Genomic DNA, 19,335 nt, shown 5'->3' with positions numbered 1-19,335 from the left:
CCTCGCCCTCGTCATTCACGAGCTTCCGACGAACTCCGTGAAATACGGTGCTCTTTCGGTCGAGGAAAGATTACTCGCCGTCTCCGGCGCGATCGAAGACGACATCATAGAAATCGTCTGGACCGAGCATGGAGGCTGCAGGTATTGTCATCCAAGTTCCGGCAGGGAACAGTTTCTGTCGTGGTTCGACGATCGGTTATCTGATGCCCGCGCGACCTGCCGTGGCACTGCGCGGGCGGCCAGGGACGGGCCGCCGCCTGGTACGAGGCCTGCACCGACCTCACTGCGACAGGATTGCTTTCGGACGACTGGCAATCGCATGTCGCTGGCAAGAGCGGGGGCGTGAAGTTGTCGTGGGTCAGGAAGGAGCCGGGAACCGCGCTATCGAAGACGACGACCCGGAGATCAGGATACATCCCGATCTGAGAGACGACCTTCTTCATATGGCGGATCGTCTCCGGACCGAAGATGTTAAACGGAGGGTTGTCGCAGGTCACGCGCCAATAGGCCGGCATTCGCTTCTCGACTCTTATCTGGGCCTGCTGCTGACCTGGCGCTGCTTTGACTTCCGGGGCGCGATCGACCTTCTCGGCGACCCTTGTCTGGCCGGATAGGGGCGAACGCCGGCAACAACAGCAGGGACACCGCAGTGAGGGCCTTAGACGACAGGGCGAAGGCACCTGTGGCCGTCGGTGATCTGGACTTCATGACTGCCTCCGTTCTGCCGATGCGGATTTGCTTCATCCGCCTGATGGCGGTCGCTACAGGTTTCAAGTGTTAAGCCGCCCATCGGCCGGCAGCTTGTTGCCGGTACCGCCGTCTTCTGCTCTCCCACGACCATCGCGCCGAGAATCAGGCCCCGATATTGTACCAAGGTGTTTCCTATACCTTCGGATCGGTACCTTCGGCAGCACACCAAGGTGCAATAGACGCAACGGTCGGGCGGAGGTACCGATCTTCAACCGCCACGGAAGAAATGGAGCCTGCATGACGCGCTGGCCGGATCGCCGCATCGTTGACCTTTTCGGAAACCAACTTTCGATCATCCAGGCGCCGATGGTGGGCGCGACGACGGTTGAATCGTCCTGGCTGCGTTTCACGCGCAGGAACTTGTATCGAACGCAAGCCGAGGGAGGAAAAGAACCATGAAACATGGATCAACAGACGAAGACACAATGAAGGCTGAACCTGCCGCTGGTCAGCGACCGATGAGTCGCCGTGATGCGCTTAAGGCAGCAGGTCTCGTTGGAGCCGCCCTATCAACGGGTGCCGTGTCGGTTCGCGACGCCCTAGCGTCCGCCGACGCGATGGAAGACCTGGTTGCTGCCGCCAAGGCTGAAGGCCAGCTTAACGTCATGGCGTTACCGCGCGACTGGGGCGCATACGGTGCCGTGATCGACAGGTTCAAGGCGAGATACGGTCTGACAGTCAACGAACTCCGGCCCGGTGCCAGCACAGCCGACCAGATAGAGGCGATCAAGGCAGGGCGATGCAAGGCCGATCCCCAAACACCGGACGTAGTCGACCTTGGCATGTCCTTCGCCTCATCGGCAAAGGAAGACGGCTTGTTGCAGCCGTACAAAGCGTCAACGTGGGACACGATCCCGGAATCGGCCAAGGATGCACAAGGGTATTGGTATGGCGGCTTTTCTGGAGCCCTTGCGTTCGAGGTCAACGCTGACCTCGTCACCAAGATCCCTCGGGATTGGGCGGATCTCGCAGCGCCGGAGTATAGGAACTCGGTCGGCCTCGCCGGCAACATATCTTCAAATCAAGCGATCCAGAGCGTGTTCGCCTCAGGCTTGTCGGGAGCAGGCAACGTCGAGGAAGCCGCTGATCAGGGTCTGAAGTTCTTTGCCGATCTCTATCAGAAGGGAAATTTCGTTCCCATCATTGGCTCTGCCAACTCGCTTGCTGACGGCCGCACGCCGATCCTCATTCGCTGGGACTACCTCGCGCTGGGTGACCGCGAGCGCCTCAAAGGGACAACGAGGATCGAAGTCATCAGGCCAAGGACCGCAGCCGTTGCGGGTGTCTAGCCCACTTGCCACCAATGGCATGAAGCTTCTCCGCTATGTCGAGCAAAATGGCGGCATCCCGCTGACGCAATCCTTGGGCGCTTTTCATAGGAAATGTGTCGAATGGGCCGCACATGAATTTCAATGGCCGGGGTATGAACCGGAAATCCTCTATTCAGTGAACAGGGTTCTCAACGAACCGGATTTCCCTCCGCTCTCCATTCTGCATTGGGCGCTGCAGGACCTTCGTATCATCCGCCACTACAAAGGCAGGGCCCTGCTCACGAAGCGCGGCAGGTCGGTTCTCGGCAATCACGGGGACCTTCAGGCAATTCTCGCAGAATGGATGCTGGCCGCTCCGCTGCAGGAGAGTCTTTCCCCCGAAGCTTCCGCCCTGTTCTGGGATCTAAGGCATATGCTGGGTATCGTCTCGACCCGGTTGGCCGAATGGGTGACCCTTGGCGATTATACCGAATGGGCACTCCCGGCGGAGCTTTTCCCGGCGAGGGGACCGCTTGGCCCCCGACACGAGGCAGGTTGGTTCATAGCACATAATCTCGTTCGCCCGCTGATCTGGCTGGGCGTACTGGAGAACGCGCCGCAGAACGTGCCGGCCACGTCGATGATGGACAGGCAATGTCGGAAGACGGTGTTGTTCGATAAATTCATCAGGATCGGCCTTCCGATCGGGATCGAGGCTGTCATCGTCCACTGATGAGCCCCTAGGGCTGGGTCTCTGGGGCTATCGCGTAGCGGGCACTCTGACGCCCACGAAGGCGCATCTGTCGTCGCACGCCAGATGCTCAGCCAACAGCACATTCTGCGGTTTGCGGGTCGCTGCGCCGGACGATGCAGCACCAAGCGTTTTTAGCGCCAACCAACAGACCCTGAGCCTGGTGGATGCTGCAAATCTGGTCCATCGCTGCAGGGCTGGATCTCTTTGCCTCCAATTTTGATCATGGACGCAAGGTGGCGGCTCTGGAATGTGAGAAGCGGCCCCGTGCGCCGGGGGCTGTCGATCCCGGATCCCGGCGTTGCCGTCGCTATGCGGACCCTCCTGCGGCAGCCCTTTTGGCCGGTCTTGCGGGAGGCGAACGGCTTTCGCAGTTCCTGCTACAGCTGGTATACCCTTTCCTGCTTTGATCGCTTCTGCGCAACGACCCAAGTGCTGTCACTGCGTGAAATTTCGCGATTGTAAACCTTGCGCGCTAAGTTGGCTGAAGTCGCATCCCACCAACAAGGTTGATCTGCAGATCGTGCCGTGTTTTGACGTAAGCAAATTGGCGGCGGGGCTTTTGACAACGGGAATGGCAGAACAGTTCGACATGTTTTCGGAGCAGGCTGCGCGCGATCCGATGGTCACGCGCGGCACCTCCAAATCCACCAAGGTCGAAAAGCATGCCATCCCTATGAGTGAAGAGGACATGGTCCGTCATCTGTCGGAGACAGGTCGATATCGGATCCTGCAGAAACTCGCGCCGCGCGCAATCTCAGCATTCTCACGCCCGGAGTACCCCCTCAAGGGCATCATTCTCGACACCGAGACCACCGGCCTCAATGCTCGCAAGGATGAGATCATCGAGATTGGCGTGATCGCTTTCACCTTCGATGGGACAGGTCGTATCGGTGACGTGAGCGGCATCTACGGTGGACTTCAGCAGCCGAGCGTTTCCATTCCCACTGAGATCACCAGGCTCACCGGGATCACCGACGACATGGTCGCCGGTCAAACGATCGACATGGCGGCGCTAGAGGCGCTGATTGAACCGGCTGATCTGCTGATCGCCCACAATGCCGGTTTCGACCGGCCCTTTTGCGAGGCATTTTCTCACCTGTTTTCCGGCAAGGCCTGGGCGTGCTCCAACTCAGAGATCGACTGGTCGTCGCGCGGATATGAGGGCACCAGGCTCGGCTACCTCATCGGGCAGGCGGGTTACTTCCATGATGGTCATCGTGCGATCGACGATTGCTTTGCACTTCTGGAGGTCCTGGATCGCGAGGTGGACGGAACGGCTTCCACCGCTTTCGCGGAGCTCTATGAAGCAAGCCAGAGATCGCGCGCCCGGATATTTGCCGAGAACAGTCCCTTCGACATGAAGGACCACCTGAAGGCGCGAGGCTATCGCTGGTCCGACGGAAGCGACGGCCGTCCAAAATCCTGGTGGATCGAGGTTGGAGAAGAATCGCTCAATGATGAACTCCGCTATCTCAGGGCCGAAATCTACCGCTATCCGGACGCCGATCCTCCAATCAAACGCTTCACCGCCTTCGACCGGTTCCGAGCCTGATAGCCCTTCAGCCCACCTCTATCGGACCCATGCTTTGAACGCATGGCCGACCTGAGACCTTGTGTCTTATCGATGAGCATCCAAGAGCCTATATTCTATTCATCGAAACGACGTTGGAACCGAAGCAAGGTTGCTGGCGTCAAGAGACCTCACGAAAGGGGATCATCATGAACGTAGCACGCTCCTTCAACAACTGGCGCAAGTACCGTCAGACCGTTACCGAACTTGGCCGCATGAGCTCGCGCGAACTGCAGGACCTCGGTATCAATCGCGCCGATATCCACAGCGTCGCTCGCCAGTCGGTCGCTCGCTAAGCGACTGTTTCCAAGCCTACATGATTGACATTACGCCCGCTGACGACGCGGGCGTTTTTGTATCTGCCTGCCACAAAGGCCTGAGTTGGAGATTTCATTCATCAGGAAGAGACCGTGCATTTTATGCATAGCTGCACTGCAGCAAAGTCTATTTAATGTGCGGTGAGAATGGCTATCTTGGTTTTCATCGAAGTGATGCACCTCCTCCCGCAGAGCTTCGATTTCAGACGGCCCACTCCTCCTCCCAAGGGGCGTCTGTCGGAACAGCGGCACTCCTCCTCCCAGCCGTTGTTCGGTTCTTTTCGGAAAGCCTGTCGCACCTCCTCCCGCGGCAGGCTTTTTCGTTTTGCGGACTTGCTGATCAGAGGCTGAGAGCTAGAGCCTTGGTATTGTCACGTTAACCGGGCTGCGGTTGCCTGGCTGACGGGTTGGGCGTAAATTTCGGCGATGCAGACACGAGATATCAGCTTCAAGCGTCACCGTTTTCCGCCACAGATCGTGGCTCACGCGGTCTGGCTTTATCTGCGGTTCAACCTTAGTCTGCGTGAAGTTGAGGAAATGCTGCTCGAGCATGGAATCGACGTATCCTATGAGACAGTCCGCCGCTGGATCGCCAAGTTCGGACCCCAGATCGCACGCAACTTGCGGTGGCGGCAGGCGCGCCCCGGCGATATTTGGTATCTGGACGAAGTTGTCGTGAAATGCGCTGGAGAGAAATTCTGGCTCTGGCGTGCGGTCGATCAGCATGGCACCGTTCTCGAAGAGATATTGCAGAACCGGCGTGATAAAAGGGCGGCAAAGCGCCTGCTGGTGGCGTTAATGAAGCGCTATGGCTTTGCTCCCAAACGGATCATCACCGATAAGCTCCGCTCCTACGGTGCAGCAAAGGCGGAAGTGGCACCCGGCCTTGACCATTGGTCGCACAAGGGCCTCAATAATCGGGCCGAGAACAGCCATCTGCCGTTTCGAAAACGGGAACGAACCATGCAAGGCCACCGGTCACCAGGCCCGTTGCAACGGTTCGTCTCCATGCACTCAGCGACCCGCAATTGCTTTTCAGTTCCGCCCCGTCGCCGCGCCGCGCAAACAATTCGCTACCATCGGCTCGAAGCTTTCGATGCATGGAAAATTGCGGCCGGTGTCGCCTGAATATCCATGAGCCGCTGACCTTTCCAGCCAGAGAAACTTAACGTGACAACACCCTGGGGTGCGACCTTGGAGTAGGGCTGACTGGCACGAACGCGCCGATCGTGTATGGTGTCTCGCGGATAGCAATAAAAAATTCAATCAGCGACAATCGGGGAGCAATTCCATGGGACGCATGATTTTATCGGCCTTTGCGGGCAGCCTTATGGCTCTAACCTCAGTTTTTACGGCGCAAGCGCAAACCACACTTACGGCAGACGAGGCACATGCCATTGGCGTTGATGCGTATGTCTATTTTTATCCGTTGCTGTCGATGGAAATATCACGCCGGACGTTCACGAATATCGCACCGGGTAAGGAACTGGGCAAGGGTCCGATGAACAGCTTTACCAACGTGCCCGAATACCCCCCGGCTGAATTCAAAGGCGTAGTGCGGTCGAACTTTGATACTCTATATTCGAGCGGATGGCTGGACCTGACGAAAGAGCCGCTGATGGTTTCAGTGCCCGATACAGATGGGCGCTACTATCTGTTGCCGATGTTGGATATGTGGACCGATGTCTTTGCGTCGCCGGGCTGGCGTACCACGGGCACCAAGGAGGGTCACTTCTTGATCACTCCGCCTGGCTGGCATTCCGATCTGCGCGACAAGTTTATCGAAGAATTCAAACTGCCCGAAGGGACGCAGCGTATCGACGCCCCAACCCCTTACGTCTGGGTGATAGGGCGCACCAAAACCGATGGGCCACCCGACTATGACGCGGTGCATAAAATTCAGGCGGGCTACAAGATCACGCCGCTGAGCGAATGGGGTAAGGAAGCCAAGCCAATCGAGGTCAAGATTGATCCAAGCGTGGATATGAAGACGCCGCCCAAGACCCAGGTCGACACCATGCCAGCCGACAAATATTTTGCGCTGGCAGCTGACTTGATGAAGGTCAATCCGCCACACATCACGGACGAGCCGATGCTAGCGCAGCTGAAGAAGATCGGCATCGAAGTCGGCAAAGGCTTCGAGATGAGCAAGGTCGATCCGATCATTGCCAAGGCGCTGGAGCGCGCGCCCACCGATGCCCAGAAGCTGATGGCTTGGAAGCTTGCTACGCTGGCGCGCGTCGCCAATGGCTGGTCAATGAACACCGATACCATGGGTGTCTACGGCAACTACTACCTCAAGCGGGCGATCGTCGCTCAACAAGGCCTTGGAGCGAACCTAGTGGAGGACGCCATCTATCCGCTCAATCTCGCTGACAGTGAGGGCAAGCCGCTCGATGGTACTTCCAAGTATACCCTGACGTTTGATAAGAGCAGCTTGCCGCCGGTGAATGCGTTTTGGTCGATTACGCTCTACGATGAGGCAGGCTTCCAAGTCGGTAACGTTCTTGAACGCTTTGCCGTCAGTTCGTGGATGCCGTTCGTCTATAATGGCGACGGCTCGCTTGATCTCTATTTCCAAAATGAGAGCCCCGGCAAGGATAAGGAGCCGAACTGGCTGCCTGCGCCCAAGGCTCCGTTCAACCTGACGATGCGGCTCTATGCGCCGAAGTCGGACGCGCTCACCGGCAGGTGGAATCCCCCTGCGGTGACGAGGGTCCCGGCGCTTCCGGGTCTAGTCGGACAGTAAGGTGGAGCTTGGCGGCGTCGAAGAGATGTCGCCGGCCAACGTTTGATCCGTGATGAGCGGTATATCCATATTCTTCGCCGCCAGGATAAAGGCTTCTCTCGCGGTTTCCCTGTTTCTGAGCCTCAAGCGCTTGCAGGCTTGCAGACATGGAAGCGCGCCATTGATCGCCCTTCTTCCCGGGCAAGGGAGGGCGTTTCATAAGTCACGTCAAATATTCGAGCGGGCTCCGACCTGCCTATAACCGAGGATGAACAATGACCGGCCACCAAGATCCATTGACACTGTGATCGGTCGCATTGGGCATTAGCACCCGCCGCCGGATCGAGCATATTGCCAAACACGGCCGGATGGGCTGGCAGGCAACGACCGGCTACAACCAGAGATCCCGGATCGAGACTCAGATAGGTGCTGGAAGTCGGTCATCGGCGACCGGCTGCACGCCAGGAACATCGAAAACCAGACCACCGAGACGCACATCGCCACCAACGTGCTGAACCGCATATCCGACCTCGGACGGGCAAACTGCGAGCGTGTCAGCTGATCATTTGCTGAAAGCCTAAATGCTGATTACCATCTGATCCGTGCAACACGGTCACCCCGCGCTAAATCGAAGCTGATGCCATCGACAGCTTTGAGCTCTTTGTACCTGGTCGAAAAGGTCACCGACAGATCACGAACCTCAAGGTACGGGGAACTGGCCATCACGGCCTCAATCTTGTCCAACCGGTCCGCCTCGAACGGCGTAGGCGTATTACGGTCTCCTATCAGAAGGTGGCGGAATACTTCATATCATCAAGAAGGCACCTAACACGAATACCGCAATTGAGCGAAGTGGCGATGCAGGCCAAACTCTGAAAAGTTGGTCCCGTGCTCCACCCGCCCCGGCGGCATTTTTCACCGACCACTGTGGCAATTTCCGAACACCCGCTAATTCTTCTCGCGAAAGGGTTGTTAATTCCGGCTGAATCCCGTTTTAAATCAATCCTGAAGAGTAATTTGGGGGCTTTAAATGCGGGCGGGTGTCTTCTTCGGCGGGAAAATTGCAGCGAGTGGCGCGGAAAAGCGTCGGCGACTGTACCTCTCAACTGTATCGGGAGCGGCGCTTATGGTCCTATCCGCAGGGACAGCCCGTAGCGATGACTGGCGCGGATTGACGAGCAGCGACTGGACGGACGGGAGTAACTGGTCGGGAGGTACCGTTCCTGGTGCCGGTGCAACCGTCAACATCAGTACGCCGGGTGCGCCAGGCAATACACCAGCCGTCCTCGGCGTCACCGGCCCGGTCAGCGTGTCGGTGGGTGCCACAAGCGTCGGCCAGGACGCGACTGTGCCTGGGATTTTGACGATCCAGAATGGCAGCAGCCTAACCAGCACCGGTAACGCCCGGCTTGGAACCGTCGCCACGGGGATCGGAGTTGTCACCGTTACAGGAGCCGGGTCACTGTGGAACGCCACCGGCGGCGCAAATCTCGCTCTCGGATTTCTCGGCACTGGTACGCTGAGCATTGAGAATGGCGGGCAAGTCAACGCGAACACCGCAGTCCTAGGCACCGGCGCCACATCTTCGGGCACGCTCAACCTCAGCAGCGGCGGCACATTGCAGGCTCAAACCTTGCGGGGCGGCCTCGGCGCGAGCCAGGCCAATTTCGACAACGGCATTTTGCGCGCTCGGGCCAATAACGCGACCTCCATCAACGGATTTTCCGGCACCGAGCTGAACCTACTCGTCGGCGGGCTGACGATTGACACCGCCGGCTTCGCTCTAGGCACCGACGCAGCGTCGGGGTTCACCGGCGTCGGCGGTCTGACCGTCACGGGTGGCGGCACGTTCAGCCTGTTGGCAAACAGCATTTACTCAGGCGAGACGCAGATCGACTTCGGCAGCAGCCTCGCCCTTTCCGGCGCCGGCGCCATCGCCAATTCCAGCCGGGTTGTCGCCGACGGCGCTTTTGACGTTTCGGCAGCGGCGGCAGCTCCGGCCATCCAGAGCCTGGCCGGCAGCGGCACCGTGTTGCTCGGAGCCCAAACCCTAACGATCACCACTGGCAACGACACGTTCGCGGGCGTCATCGGTGGCACGGGCGGACTGACCGTCACCGCCGGCAATCAGACACTTTCGGGTGTCAACACCTATACCGGCGCGACGACGGTGAGCGGTGGCCGGCTTGCCGTCAACGGCTCGATCACCAGTCCAGTCACCACATCGGGAGCCGGCATTCTCGGCGGCACCGGAACGATCTTCGGCGATGTGACCAACGCCGGCACCATCGCGCCGGGCAATTCGATCGGCACGCTGACGATCTCCGGCAACTATACCGGCAGCAGCGGCACGCTCGAAATCGAGAGCGTCCTCGGCGACGATACGTCCTCCACCGACCGCCTCCTCGTCACCGGCAACACGTCGGGCACGACCAATGTCAAGGTCATCAATCTCGGTGGCGTTGGCGCGCAAACCGTCGAAGGCATCAAGATCGTTGATGTCGCCGGGAACTCGGCTGGGAGCTTCTCGCTGCTTGGTGACTATGTGTTCGAAGGGGATCAGGCCGTGGCCGCCGGAGCTTATGCCTATCGGCTCTACCAAGGTGGTGCCAGCACCCCGGCTGACGGCGATTGGTATCTTCGCTCGGCCCTGCTCGATCCCGCCGGCACCGAGATCGTGCCACTTTATGCGCCCGGTGTTCCGCTTTACGAAGCCTATGCCGGCGTGCTGCTGAGCCTCAATGAGTTCGACACGCTGCGCCAGCGCACTGGCGGGCGTGATGTGGGCGGCCGTCAATCGGCTGACGACGCGGGAAATGGGCTTGCCGGTGCGATCTGGATGCGCATCGACGGAACGCATTCGCATTTCGAGCCGGAGACCTCAACGACGGACACCGAATACGATGTAAATAGCTGGGCGCTGCAAGCGGGTGCCGACGGAATGCTGTATGAAAGCGGAGCCGGCGCGCTGATCGGCGGAGTGAGCTTCCATGTCGATACCGCCTCGGCGGACATTTCCTCGCGCTTTGGCAAGGGTGCCATCGACACGACCGGCTACGGCTTCGACGGCACGTTGACCTGGTACGACGATAGCGGCTTTTACGTGGATACGCAGGCTGGCGTGACCTGGTACAGCAGCGATATCAAATCCTCCATCCTTCGTACCACGCTTGCCGACGGCAATGACGGCTTCGGCTATGGGTTCAGCGTCGAAGCCGGCCAGAAGATCGCCCTGACGAGCCAGTGGTCGCTGACGCCGCAGGCGCAGCTTGCCTATTCCTCCGTGCGCTTCGACAGTTTCACCGATGCCTATGGCGCCGATGTCTCGCTTGACGACGGAGACAGCCTGACCGGCCGCCTCGGCATCTCGGCCGATTATGACAATGACTGGAAGGATGCCTCCGGAAAGAGCGGCAGCTCGAAGCTCTACGGCATCGCCAATCTCTATTACGACTTCCTCGACGGCTCGGATGTCGATGTCTCAGGGGCCAGCCTCGTCAGCGAGAACCAGGCGCTCTGGGGCGGTCTTGGCGTGGGTGGCTCGCTCAGTTGGTCGGACGACCGTTATGCGCTGAACGGCGAAGCCTTCGCCCGCACCAGCCTTAAGGACTTTGGCGACAGCAACTCCATCGGGGCGAAGGTCGGGTTCAGCGTGAAATGGTAGAGGAATGCCGCTGGCGAAGATGCTGACCGTTTCCCGATTACCCCGCTCGCGTGGAACGCCTCGTCTTCATCGCGGTGGAGGCGTTCGACCGGAACTGCCCGCAGCACATTATGCCTTGCTTCACACAGGTTAAGGCCCGTTGACATTCATTTGATTGCCGAGTGTATCGCGCGGAGGAAGATGAAAGCGTCGAAGCTTTCATCGGTCTGGTCGTAGCGCGCTGCGATGCCTCTGAACTGTTTGAGATGGGAGAAGAAATTCTCAACGAGATGCCGCCCATCAATACATGGCGAAATCACAAGGGGTGAGTTCTTTGCGAACCGCCTTCGGCGGGATGACGGCCTGGGTTTGCGCTTCGCGGCGAAAGGCGGTGCCCAGATTTTCTACAAGGATTGGGGCACCGGGCAGCCAATCGTGTCCATCATGGGTGGCCGCTGAGCGGCGCCGATTGGGATAACCAGATGCGCCATCGGGACGCCCCCTAGTCATGTCGGAACGGCGGCTTAGAAAGTCGCGGCACCGAAAGCCGCTGGTCCGCTCGGCCCCGATGCTGCCGAACAGCAAAGCTTCCCTCGGTCCAACCGTCAGGCGTCCTCTGTCCGCGCCAAACTCGCGAAGTGTCGGAGCCCACTTCTGACTGACGCCGCGATGCTTCCCCGCGTGACAATGAAAATCGACCTTGTCGGCGAAACTGCTGCCCTCGTTACAAGCTCGACCGTGGGGCATCGGCTTTGCCAAGGAGGCGCTGGCCGACCTCACCGTAGAAAACGCCTGCTTAAAAAACATGATCGGTATGGGGCGACGAAGAATGAGATACCCTACTCCGCCAACGAGAAGCTTGAGATCATCCAGATTGTCGAGCAGCATAGCCTGACCGAAGAGTTGCCGCCGGTGAGGTCGCAGGAGACGCGGGGACCTGCAACCTGTCGGGCGGCCGAGAGCATTATCCAATCCGCTCGGCTAGGCCCGGCCCCACTGCGCCCTGGAAGCTGAAAGACTGTAGCCTGTTTATTTATCGACCGATGCACCAACGCCGCGCGGCATCGATCCCAGGCCTGTTCGGCATTTTTTGTTGAGGCAGCGGCGCAGCGAGCGTTCTACAGTCCGGCTCACCAGCATTGCGGCGCAACGTCTTCAGCAACAGGCGGCGATTGACCGGCTTGACCAGACGATTTCCTCTCAGAAGACCTTGATCCAAACACTCGCCGAGCGGGTCAAGATCCATAACAACCTGATCGATCAGTCGGTGGGGACACGGGCCGGGCTCATCGATGCGATGGAAGCCCAGCAGAAGGAGATCGCGGTCGTCACCATGGAGATCGGGCAGCTTGCCGAAGCGAAGGCTTCGCTTGTGGTCGCGACCAGCGACGGTGAGAAGGCGGTAGCCACATTCATAGCGGACAATATCGGCCGTCAGGGCGAAGCGTCACGCCACGCCGATGGATTGGAACAACAGCTCATCAAGGCGCGAAAGCGACGCCAATCGACGACCATTGTCAGCCCGATCGACGGCACCGTTCAAGCATCCGCGATCACGACAGTCGGTCAAGTGGTGAATGCCGGCGCTGAATTAATGCGGATCATCCCGGGCGGTAGCGCGCTTGAAGTCGAGGCCTACCTGCCGAACCGTGACATTGGTTTTGTGTCGATCGGCCAGTCGGTGGTTGTCAAGATCGAAGCTTTTCCCTTTACCCGCTATGGGATCGTCCACGGTCGCGTGACAGCTGTCGCACGGGATGCAATTCCCGAGCCGGACGCTGGCCAGCTCGAAGGGGATCCGGCCAAGCCGCTGCAAAGTGCGGTGCCCGTCGCCAACGCCCAGCGCATTCAAAACCTCGTTTTTCCGGTGACGGTCAAACTCGACACCGTTGACATCGATGTTGATGGGTATCGTCAGCCGTTGTCGCCGGGCATGGCGGTGACGGTGGAGATCAAGACCGGTTCGCGTCGCATCCTGGAATACCTGTTCTCACCGCTAGCCGAGATCGCCTCCGGGGCGATGAAGGAGCGTTGAGCGGCGGCTAGGAAACTCAATCGCATGAACAATCAACCAACCCCTATTATTGGACACAGCAGATTATGTTGAAAAGCCGTTTCAGATTGCTTCTTATCGCAGCCTTTCTCCCGGCCGCCGCGCATGGCGCCGATTGTCCTTCGGCAAACACCGCGAAGAATGGTTTTGTGCTGGAGAATGCCGACGCTCGGAGCGAATTCCGGAAGCAGGCAGATTCAATTGTCAAAGCCGTCCATCACTTTCGCGATTCAGCCCGGCAGACGGTGTTTTCGTATGCCGGTCTGTTTGACCTCGCCCGTTTCACGGATGAGCAGTATGTCATGCATCCGCTGTCCGATTTGACGCACGTTCTGCCTCTCAAGAAAGGTGGCCGCGCCAGCATCGCCTTCGTGCCGCTTGGCCCGGTCGAACCGGCAGATACGCGATGGAGCCTGGAACTGACGGTGGCTGGACAGGAGAGCTTCAGCCTTGGCGAATGCAAATACAAGGTGCTCCGGATCAAGCAGGTAACCAGGAAGGGCGACGAACAATTCGACGTTCTCAGCGTGCTTTATTCGCCGGATCTCCAAGCCACGCTGGCCAAGGTCTATGACGAAGGCACCGCCGACGAGTTCACCGTCCGCTATGACCGGATCCAATCGTTATCACAGTAACTCGCCCTTGAGTACGAGAATAGAAGTCGAGGACATCGGCCCAGCGGTCTGAAGGGGCGGCCTTGCCGCATTACTTTGGCGACGCCATCTCACTATCCATACTGCACAGTCACCACTTGGCCGGCCCAAATGCGACGGAGCCCAACGATGAAGCAGATTTACACGACTTTGGGGCCAAGGCGCCGTGACGAAGTCGGGATGATCCTCCCGCACGAGCATGTGTTTGTCGACCTCAGAACGCCTGACCAGCCCGGTTACGCAGAGGCAGAGATAGATGCGGTAGTGGCATCGATGGTCCCTCAGATTGAGGCGATAAAACGACAAGGCATAACGTTGCTCGTCGAGTGTACGACGGGTGGCGTTGGAAGACGTGCCGACATCGATCTCGCTGTGTCGAAGGCCGCCGATTTTCCGATAGTCGTCCCAACCGGCAACTATCGTGAACCGTGGATCCCTGCTTGGATAGCAGAGGCTAGTGAGGGCGATCTTGAACAATGGATGGTTAGTGAGCTTACCGAGGGAATCGAGGAAACTGGTGTGTTGGCGGGATGGATCAAGCTCAGCGCTGGCGACGACGGGATTTCGCCGCTCGAAGCCCGTATCCTGCGCGCAGCCGCAAGAGCATCCGTACGGACAAATGCGGTCATCGGCTCGCATACGATCCGGGGAAGAGTTGCCTTGGAGCAGTTGGACATCCTTCAGTCAGAGGGCTGCTCACCGGAGCGCTTCATATCCATTCATACCCAAGAGGAGAAGGATTTCGGGCTTCACCGGGTATTGGTGGACCGGGGTGCATGGATCGAATACGACCACGTCGGAAGAGCGCCCGACGACGAGTTGGTCTCAATGGTAATGCGCGCCGTTGACGCCGGGCTCGGAGAGCACCTGCTCATAAGCCACGATCTCGGCTGGTATGATCCGGCGCAACCCGGTGGTGGAACCCCAAGACCTTACACCCACCTTGTCGCTAGCCTTCTGCCATCACTCAAAATCGCGGGCGTAAGCGAGGAGGCGATCCGCCAACTTACTGAAGTCAATCCCTTCGAGGCCTTCGCACGCTGAAGGAAGGCGATTTGCGCCGTCACCGATAGGCGAATTGGTGACAATTGCAGCTCGACGGTTCGTACCCTTTCAAGGCGAAGAAGCCCCTCCGGCACGGGGACTGCCCCCATGCCAAATAGGGTCAGCGCTCAACGCCGGCTTTGCGCCAATTAGCGGTCGTGGAGACCACAGCAGTAGGTTTTGGGAAGCTTCCTCATTCCGACGGCTATGGTGTTGATTGCCACCGAGAACTGACCCTGTAGCACGGGATATTTCCATCGAGAATTGACCCATGTTTGAACCTTGCCCTGCGTGTTTTCAGCGGGGGCTACGGAGTGATCGACATGGCGTTATTGAGCGTGATCCGACGCTGGCATCACGCGGCACTCAGCAGTTCAGCGCTCACCGGCATACCCATGTGAAATCCCTGAACGCGATCGATGCGAAGATCTTTTAAAAGCGACAATTGCGCGGCGGTTTCGACACCTTCCACCACGATCGTATTCCCGCGATTGCGAATGAGAGCAATCATGTCTTGTAGCATAGTCAGCCCGCGTGGCGTTGAGCTGTCGTGGAGGAAAGTTCTATCGACCTTGACCGTTTGGAACTCGATCGCTCTCAGCCAAGAAAGGCCAGCGAAGCCAGATCCGAAGTCATCAAGCCAGATCTCAACTCCGAGTATCCGCAAATCGGCAATGCATTTGAGCACTTCCAACTGCATGTCCATATCCAGACCCTCGGTCACTTCCAAAGCAAGACGAGACCCATTTACGCCACAGCCAGTTAGGATGTCCGCGACACTCGCGGCGAAGCCGGGTGAACGAAGTTGTATGGGCGAGACGTTCACACTAACGGTCGCCATACGGTCCGTCATAAGGATTTCTCGGCACGCAGTTTCGATCGCCCACCGGCCAAGTTCCAGAATGGCACCGGTTCGTTCCGCAACCGGGATAAATATCTTTGGCGAGACAGCGGTACCGTCGGGCATTTTGAGACGCATCAAGGCCTCTACAGCTCGGGCCTTCTCGTTCGTCACGTCGAATATTGGCTGATAGACGAGCGAAACAAGTTTACGATCGATGGCAGCCGCCAGCAGTGGGATCAGCTTACCGGCACTGTCATCAGGGCGAGGCAGGGCCGGGTCAAAATGCCGAATGCAGTTTCGGCCACTGGCTTTCGCGCTGTACAAGGCTAGGTCCGCCTCACGCACCAATCTTTCCACTTTCTCTACTGACTGATCTCGGGTGAAGGCCACACCGATGCTGACTGTCACGACAGACCGATCATCTGGCCGCTCCTCGTGAGCAAGCGCTAGGAACTCGACCTCCATTTTGATCTTCTCTGCTACGATCATCGCGGTCTTAGGAGTTTCAGTTGGCAAGACCACAATGAACTCTTCACCGCCGTAGCGACCTATCATGCCGCCGGACGCCTCTACTACGCTCTTCAGCGCGTTGGCGATGACAGTGAGGCACCGGTCCCCTTCTTGGTGCCCGTAGCGATCATTGAAGCGCTTGAAGAAATCGACATCGATGAGAAATACGGAGAAGTCCCGGCGCTCATTTGTCCAAGCGGTCCAACACTCATCGAGGCGGCGATCTAGTGCCCGCCGGTTGCTTATGCCTGTCAGGTAGTCGGTATGTGAGAGTTCAAGCAGTGACCTCCCGCGTTCGGACGCTTCCCATTGCTGGTGACGAGCTTCGGCCGCGTTCAGCAGTACTTTTTTCCGCTCCACGTTCAGCCTCCAGTTGACGAAGGAGGTGAAAGCGAAGCAGGAAACGTAGAACAACCCAAAAGCCAGCTTGTAGGTCGGGCTCGACGGAAAGAATTCTTCGATCGTAACTACAAATGCGCACAGGACCAGACCGGATGTCGCAACCGATAGCCGAAAGGGGAAGCTAAAGAACAGGTTGGCTCCCATCATGAAGATGGCGCCAAATATCATGTAGTAGGACATCGCGACGACATCGCTCGTGCCGATGGCAGGCCATAGCCAACCTATGTAACCGAGCAGGAGCGCCGACGCGCAGGTAGCGTCAAGCCAGAAAGTTGTAGCTTTCGCCAGTCGCAGGATTTCGAAGGTCAACAGCGCGATTGCCGCAACAGCGAATCGGGCCGCAATCGTCACGGGCGCTACATCCGGGATTAGCCACTGATCTGGCAGAGCGAACGCGACATAAACGGCCACTGCTATCCACAGGCCGTGCCGCGAGCTTCGCCTTCGGACAGCATCATTCTCGATCTCCAGAGATTGGCGGGCCTGTGTAAATGAAAATGTCGCGTCTAAATCATTAAATGGGAAATCTGTGCGGGGCGTACTCATGCAACAACCGAAGATCTATCACGAGCTTTGCGCGGGATAAAGTAAGCCATGATTTGGCGCCCTCCAAAAGTTACTGCTAGCAACTTGCGACCAATTCGTCTGATTACTTCACACTTTTAGATGGCTGAAATTTCACCCGCAATAGTAGAAATACCCTTATCCCGGGTAGATTCTAGTCGCTTCGTTGCCGCTGGTTGATTATGCTTAACGCATCGTCAATGGGGTTTCGAAATGGCACAAAGCATGTTCTTGGACGGAGAGAGTCTAGTCGTACCCAGTGCAATTCGTCAGGCGACAAGGGGGTTCGATGCTCCAGATCCGGCTCGCCTCTCAATAGCGAAGGCCGAGCTTGCTCTGAGTCTCGAACTGACGCACCGCCAGTTTACTTCTGGTGTCGATCCGTCGTTGATAGTCGCGCGTTTGGCTGGCTCGTTGCATGAGTTAAGGGGGCGCTGTCACCCAACTGTCTGGGACCAGATCGTCCCGATAGCTCAATCCCATCCTGTTGCCCGATATCTGCTTCAGGATCCACTGACGCGCTGGTCTTTCGAGAAACCACGAGGCTATTCTGGCGATGCGCATCTCCTCGACTTCATCTATGGCAGGCACGAAGTCGCGGATGCCATTGCATCATCAAGCGAATTGGGTCGCGCCATATATGACTACACCGCAAACGCTTCGTCGTCGGTTGCGGTAAGAGAACGTCGAGACATTCTTGCTCGTAGGGTGGACGAGATTGCATCCGCCGAAGCTAGCCCAATTGAAGTTCTTGCCTTAGCGTCTGGCCATCTTCGCGAGGCAAACTTGTCAAAAGCACTAGGTGCTAAGGAGTTAGGGCGGTGGGTTGCGCTCGATCAAGACCCTCTAAGTGTTGGTTTAGTCGCCCGCGATTTCACCGGTACCGCCGTTGAGGCGATGAATGGTTCAGTCAAATCGTTGCTAGCTGGCAGACATACTCTAGGAACATTCGATTTCGTCTACGCGGCAGGCCTATACGACTATTTGCCAGCCGCAGTCGCCGTCCGACTCGCCAGGAAGTGCGTCGGCATGCTCAAGCCTGGTGGAAAATTTCTGTTCGCCAACTTCTCCCTCGAGACAGATGTCGACGGTTACATGGAGACATTTATGAACTGGGCGCTGCTTTTGCGATCAGAAGAGGATATGCGCTCCGTTGCGAACGAAAGCGTCGCTGGAGTGGACGCCAGCGTCTCTGTTTGGTCTGGCGCCAACCGCAGTATTGTATATTGCGAAATCGAAAAGTGTTAGTTGCGGGCTACTGTTTGGGTAGCACGCGCTCGCCACGTCGCCCGCCACCCGCTGGAACCGATAGCAGGTGAATCACCGCTTCCGGTCAAGTTCTCGTTGCCCGGTCGCGGGTAAAGCGATCCGATCCACAGACACCGTCCAGTTCACCGCACATTTTCTCGAGCGAGACTGCTCAAGATCGAGCCGGTTATCGACGAGGCGATTGCCTGAGATGCGTATTCCACAATGATGGCGAACACGACCCCGCGCTGCCAGCGCGTCCCGCAAGATCATCCATGTCGACATGGACGCCTTCGACGCATCCGTCGGTAATCCCCCCATTCTTAACGGGGCTCGGCAGTAGAATTCACGCGGCCATTTTCAGTTTCTGTGCGGGCGTTGTGCCGCCGATGCACATATTGGGCCGTTCGTTGTTGTACGTCCAGAGCCACTGCGTGGCGAATTCCTGCGCCTCCCGATGCTTTCGATGATGTACTGGTCAAGCCATTCATGTCGGACGGTGCGGTTGTAGCGCTCGACATAGGCATTCTCTTGCGGCTTACCGGGCTGGATATGGCTCAAGGCAATTCCTTGCGTTGCTGCCCACTCCATCTATTCACCGCTCACTGCGGTCGTCTCAGGAGGGAATATAGGTCTCGGCGCCTTCGCCGGTGGCACCCAGGAATTGATGGGCGCTGTCATCGGCAAGGCGCTGATGGGCAACCCGAACCTGACGCAGGAAGAGCGCAACGCGCTTGGCCAATGGGGCGCAGTTCTCGTCGGCATGGCAGTCGGCGGAAACCAGGGGGCGTCAGTTGCACTCGACGCAGAGAGCTTCAATCAACAGCTTCATCTTGAGGAAGGCAAGCTGATTGCTGCCAATGCTGCTCGCTATGCGGTCCAGCAGGGTTATTGCGCTAGTTTGGATGGTGTTGTCACATAAACGCGACGTCAGTGAATTTGGCATAGAGACGGTGGTATGAAGAGTTCTGCCGTCAGCTACAAGCGCCACCGTTTCCCGCAACA

General features: G+C 58.1%; 13 protein-coding genes and 5 pseudogenes. 14 read left to right on the top strand and 4 right to left on the bottom strand.

The window, feature by feature from the left end:
• Window positions 1–320 precede the first annotated feature (320 nt).
• Window positions 321–708, bottom strand: a pseudogene (locus tag ASC90_RS29945) (enoyl-CoA hydratase/isomerase family protein); the annotation flags it as partial.
• 437 nt (window positions 709–1,145) lie between these two features.
• Between ASC90_RS29945 and ASC90_RS13435 the strand changes: the two are divergent.
• The 8 genes and pseudogenes from ASC90_RS13435 to ASC90_RS30400 all read left to right on the top strand — a co-directional run.
• Window positions 1,146–2,039, top strand: a complete 894-nt coding sequence (locus ASC90_RS13435; protein ID WP_056541052.1) for an ABC transporter substrate-binding protein — start codon at window positions 1,146–1,148, stop codon at window positions 2,037–2,039.
• Window positions 2,032–2,733, top strand: coding sequence for a hypothetical protein (locus ASC90_RS13430; RefSeq protein WP_156392922.1), 702 nt, complete (start codon window positions 2,032–2,034; stop codon window positions 2,731–2,733). The genes ASC90_RS13435 and ASC90_RS13430 overlap by 8 nt, the downstream gene beginning before the upstream one ends.
• Window positions 2,734–3,325: 592 nt before the next feature.
• A complete protein-coding gene (locus tag ASC90_RS13420; RefSeq protein WP_056541043.1) occupies window positions 3,326–4,306 on the top strand; it encodes a 3'-5' exonuclease in 981 nt (326 codons plus the stop codon).
• Between the two features lie 167 nt (window positions 4,307–4,473).
• Window positions 4,474–4,620 (top strand): DUF1127 domain-containing protein, encoded by a 147-nt coding sequence (locus ASC90_RS28155; protein ID WP_003551724.1) that lies wholly within the window; start codon window positions 4,474–4,476, stop codon window positions 4,618–4,620.
• A gap of 447 nt (window positions 4,621–5,067) precedes the next feature.
• Entirely contained in the window at window positions 5,068–5,769 is a 702-nt protein-coding gene (locus ASC90_RS13410) for an IS6 family transposase (RefSeq protein WP_056541039.1), read from the top strand.
• 163 nt (window positions 5,770–5,932) lie between these two features.
• Complete coding sequence (locus ASC90_RS13405; RefSeq protein WP_056541035.1) at window positions 5,933–7,390, top strand: DUF1254 domain-containing protein; 1,458 nt, start codon at window positions 5,933–5,935, stop codon at window positions 7,388–7,390.
• A gap of 1,339 nt (window positions 7,391–8,729) precedes the next feature.
• A complete protein-coding gene (locus ASC90_RS13400; RefSeq protein ID WP_056541139.1) occupies window positions 8,730–11,033 on the top strand; it encodes an autotransporter outer membrane beta-barrel domain-containing protein in 2,304 nt (767 codons plus the stop codon).
• 32 nt (window positions 11,034–11,065) lie between these two features.
• A pseudogene (locus ASC90_RS30400) lies at window positions 11,066–11,176 on the top strand (pyridoxamine 5-phosphate oxidase); the annotation flags it as partial.
• A 3-nt stretch (window positions 11,177–11,179) separates the two neighbouring features.
• Here the strand turns inward: ASC90_RS30400 and ASC90_RS29940 are convergent.
• A pseudogene (locus ASC90_RS29940) lies at window positions 11,180–11,321 on the bottom strand (IS5/IS1182 family transposase); the annotation flags it as partial.
• A 60-nt stretch (window positions 11,322–11,381) separates the two neighbouring features.
• Between ASC90_RS29940 and ASC90_RS29935 the strand changes: the two are divergent.
• The 4 genes and pseudogenes from ASC90_RS29935 to ASC90_RS13380 form a co-directional block, all read left to right on the top strand.
• A pseudogene (locus ASC90_RS29935) lies at window positions 11,382–11,497 on the top strand (alpha/beta hydrolase); the annotation flags it as partial.
• 608 nt (window positions 11,498–12,105) lie between these two features.
• The gene (locus ASC90_RS13390) at window positions 12,106–13,047 is read left to right on the top strand and encodes an HlyD family type I secretion periplasmic adaptor subunit (RefSeq protein WP_244480386.1); all 942 of its coding nucleotides are present in this window, start codon (window positions 12,106–12,108) and stop codon (window positions 13,045–13,047) included.
• Window positions 13,048–13,112: 65 nt separating this feature from the next.
• Entirely contained in the window at window positions 13,113–13,700 is a 588-nt protein-coding gene (locus ASC90_RS13385) for a hypothetical protein (protein WP_244480385.1), read from the top strand.
• A 147-nt stretch (window positions 13,701–13,847) separates the two neighbouring features.
• Window positions 13,848–14,762, top strand: a complete 915-nt coding sequence (locus ASC90_RS13380; RefSeq protein ID WP_056541027.1) for an esterase — start codon at window positions 13,848–13,850, stop codon at window positions 14,760–14,762.
• 355 nt (window positions 14,763–15,117) lie between these two features.
• On the opposite strand, the gene ASC90_RS13375 is transcribed toward ASC90_RS13380, so the two are convergent.
• Entirely contained in the window at window positions 15,118–17,064 is a 1,947-nt protein-coding gene (locus ASC90_RS13375; protein WP_056541024.1) for a GGDEF domain-containing phosphodiesterase, read from the bottom strand.
• A 231-nt stretch (window positions 17,065–17,295) separates the two neighbouring features.
• Here ASC90_RS13375 and ASC90_RS13370 point away from each other — a divergent pair, with 231 nt between their 5' ends.
• On the top strand, window positions 17,296–18,330 hold the full coding sequence (locus ASC90_RS13370; protein ID WP_056541020.1) for a class I SAM-dependent methyltransferase: 1,035 nt from the start codon (window positions 17,296–17,298) through the stop codon (window positions 18,328–18,330).
• A gap of 346 nt (window positions 18,331–18,676) precedes the next feature.
• On the opposite strand, the pseudogene ASC90_RS28140 reads toward ASC90_RS13370, so the two are convergent.
• A pseudogene (locus tag ASC90_RS28140) lies at window positions 18,677–18,915 on the bottom strand (transposase); the annotation flags it as partial.
• A gap of 82 nt (window positions 18,916–18,997) precedes the next feature.
• Between ASC90_RS28140 and ASC90_RS13365 the strand changes: the two are divergent.
• Window positions 18,998–19,252, top strand: coding sequence for a hypothetical protein (locus ASC90_RS13365; RefSeq protein WP_056541017.1), 255 nt, complete (start codon window positions 18,998–19,000; stop codon window positions 19,250–19,252).
• Window positions 19,253–19,335 lie beyond the last annotated feature (83 nt).

It is taken from the genome of Rhizobium sp. Root1220 (genome assembly GCF_001426265.1).
Lineage (GTDB): Bacteria > Pseudomonadota > Alphaproteobacteria > Rhizobiales > Rhizobiaceae > Rhizobium.
Note: the sequence above shows the minus strand (reverse complement) of the source record. Positions and strands in the feature narration are given on the sequence as shown.

Coding starts and splice junctions, on each gene's coding strand:
- ASC90_RS13405 (WP_056541035.1), top strand. CDS start 5,933: ATGGGACGCATGATTTTATCGGCCTTTGCGGGCAGCCTTATGGCTCTA.
- ASC90_RS13420 (WP_056541043.1), top strand. CDS start 3,326: ATGGCAGAACAGTTCGACATGTTTTCGGAGCAGGCTGCGCGCGATCCG.
- ASC90_RS13410 (WP_056541039.1), top strand. CDS start 5,068: ATGCAGACACGAGATATCAGCTTCAAGCGTCACCGTTTTCCGCCACAG.
- ASC90_RS28155 (WP_003551724.1), top strand. CDS start 4,474: ATGAACGTAGCACGCTCCTTCAACAACTGGCGCAAGTACCGTCAGACC.
- ASC90_RS13365 (WP_056541017.1), top strand. CDS start 18,998: ATGGGCGCTGTCATCGGCAAGGCGCTGATGGGCAACCCGAACCTGACG.
- ASC90_RS13370 (WP_056541020.1), top strand. CDS start 17,296: ATGGCACAAAGCATGTTCTTGGACGGAGAGAGTCTAGTCGTACCCAGT.
- ASC90_RS13375 (WP_056541024.1), bottom strand. CDS start 17,064: ATGAGTACGCCCCGCACAGATTTCCCATTTAATGATTTAGACGCGACA.
- ASC90_RS13435 (WP_056541052.1), top strand. CDS start 1,146: ATGAAACATGGATCAACAGACGAAGACACAATGAAGGCTGAACCTGCC.
- ASC90_RS13385 (WP_244480385.1), top strand. CDS start 13,113: ATGTTGAAAAGCCGTTTCAGATTGCTTCTTATCGCAGCCTTTCTCCCG.
- ASC90_RS13380 (WP_056541027.1), top strand. CDS start 13,848: ATGAAGCAGATTTACACGACTTTGGGGCCAAGGCGCCGTGACGAAGTC.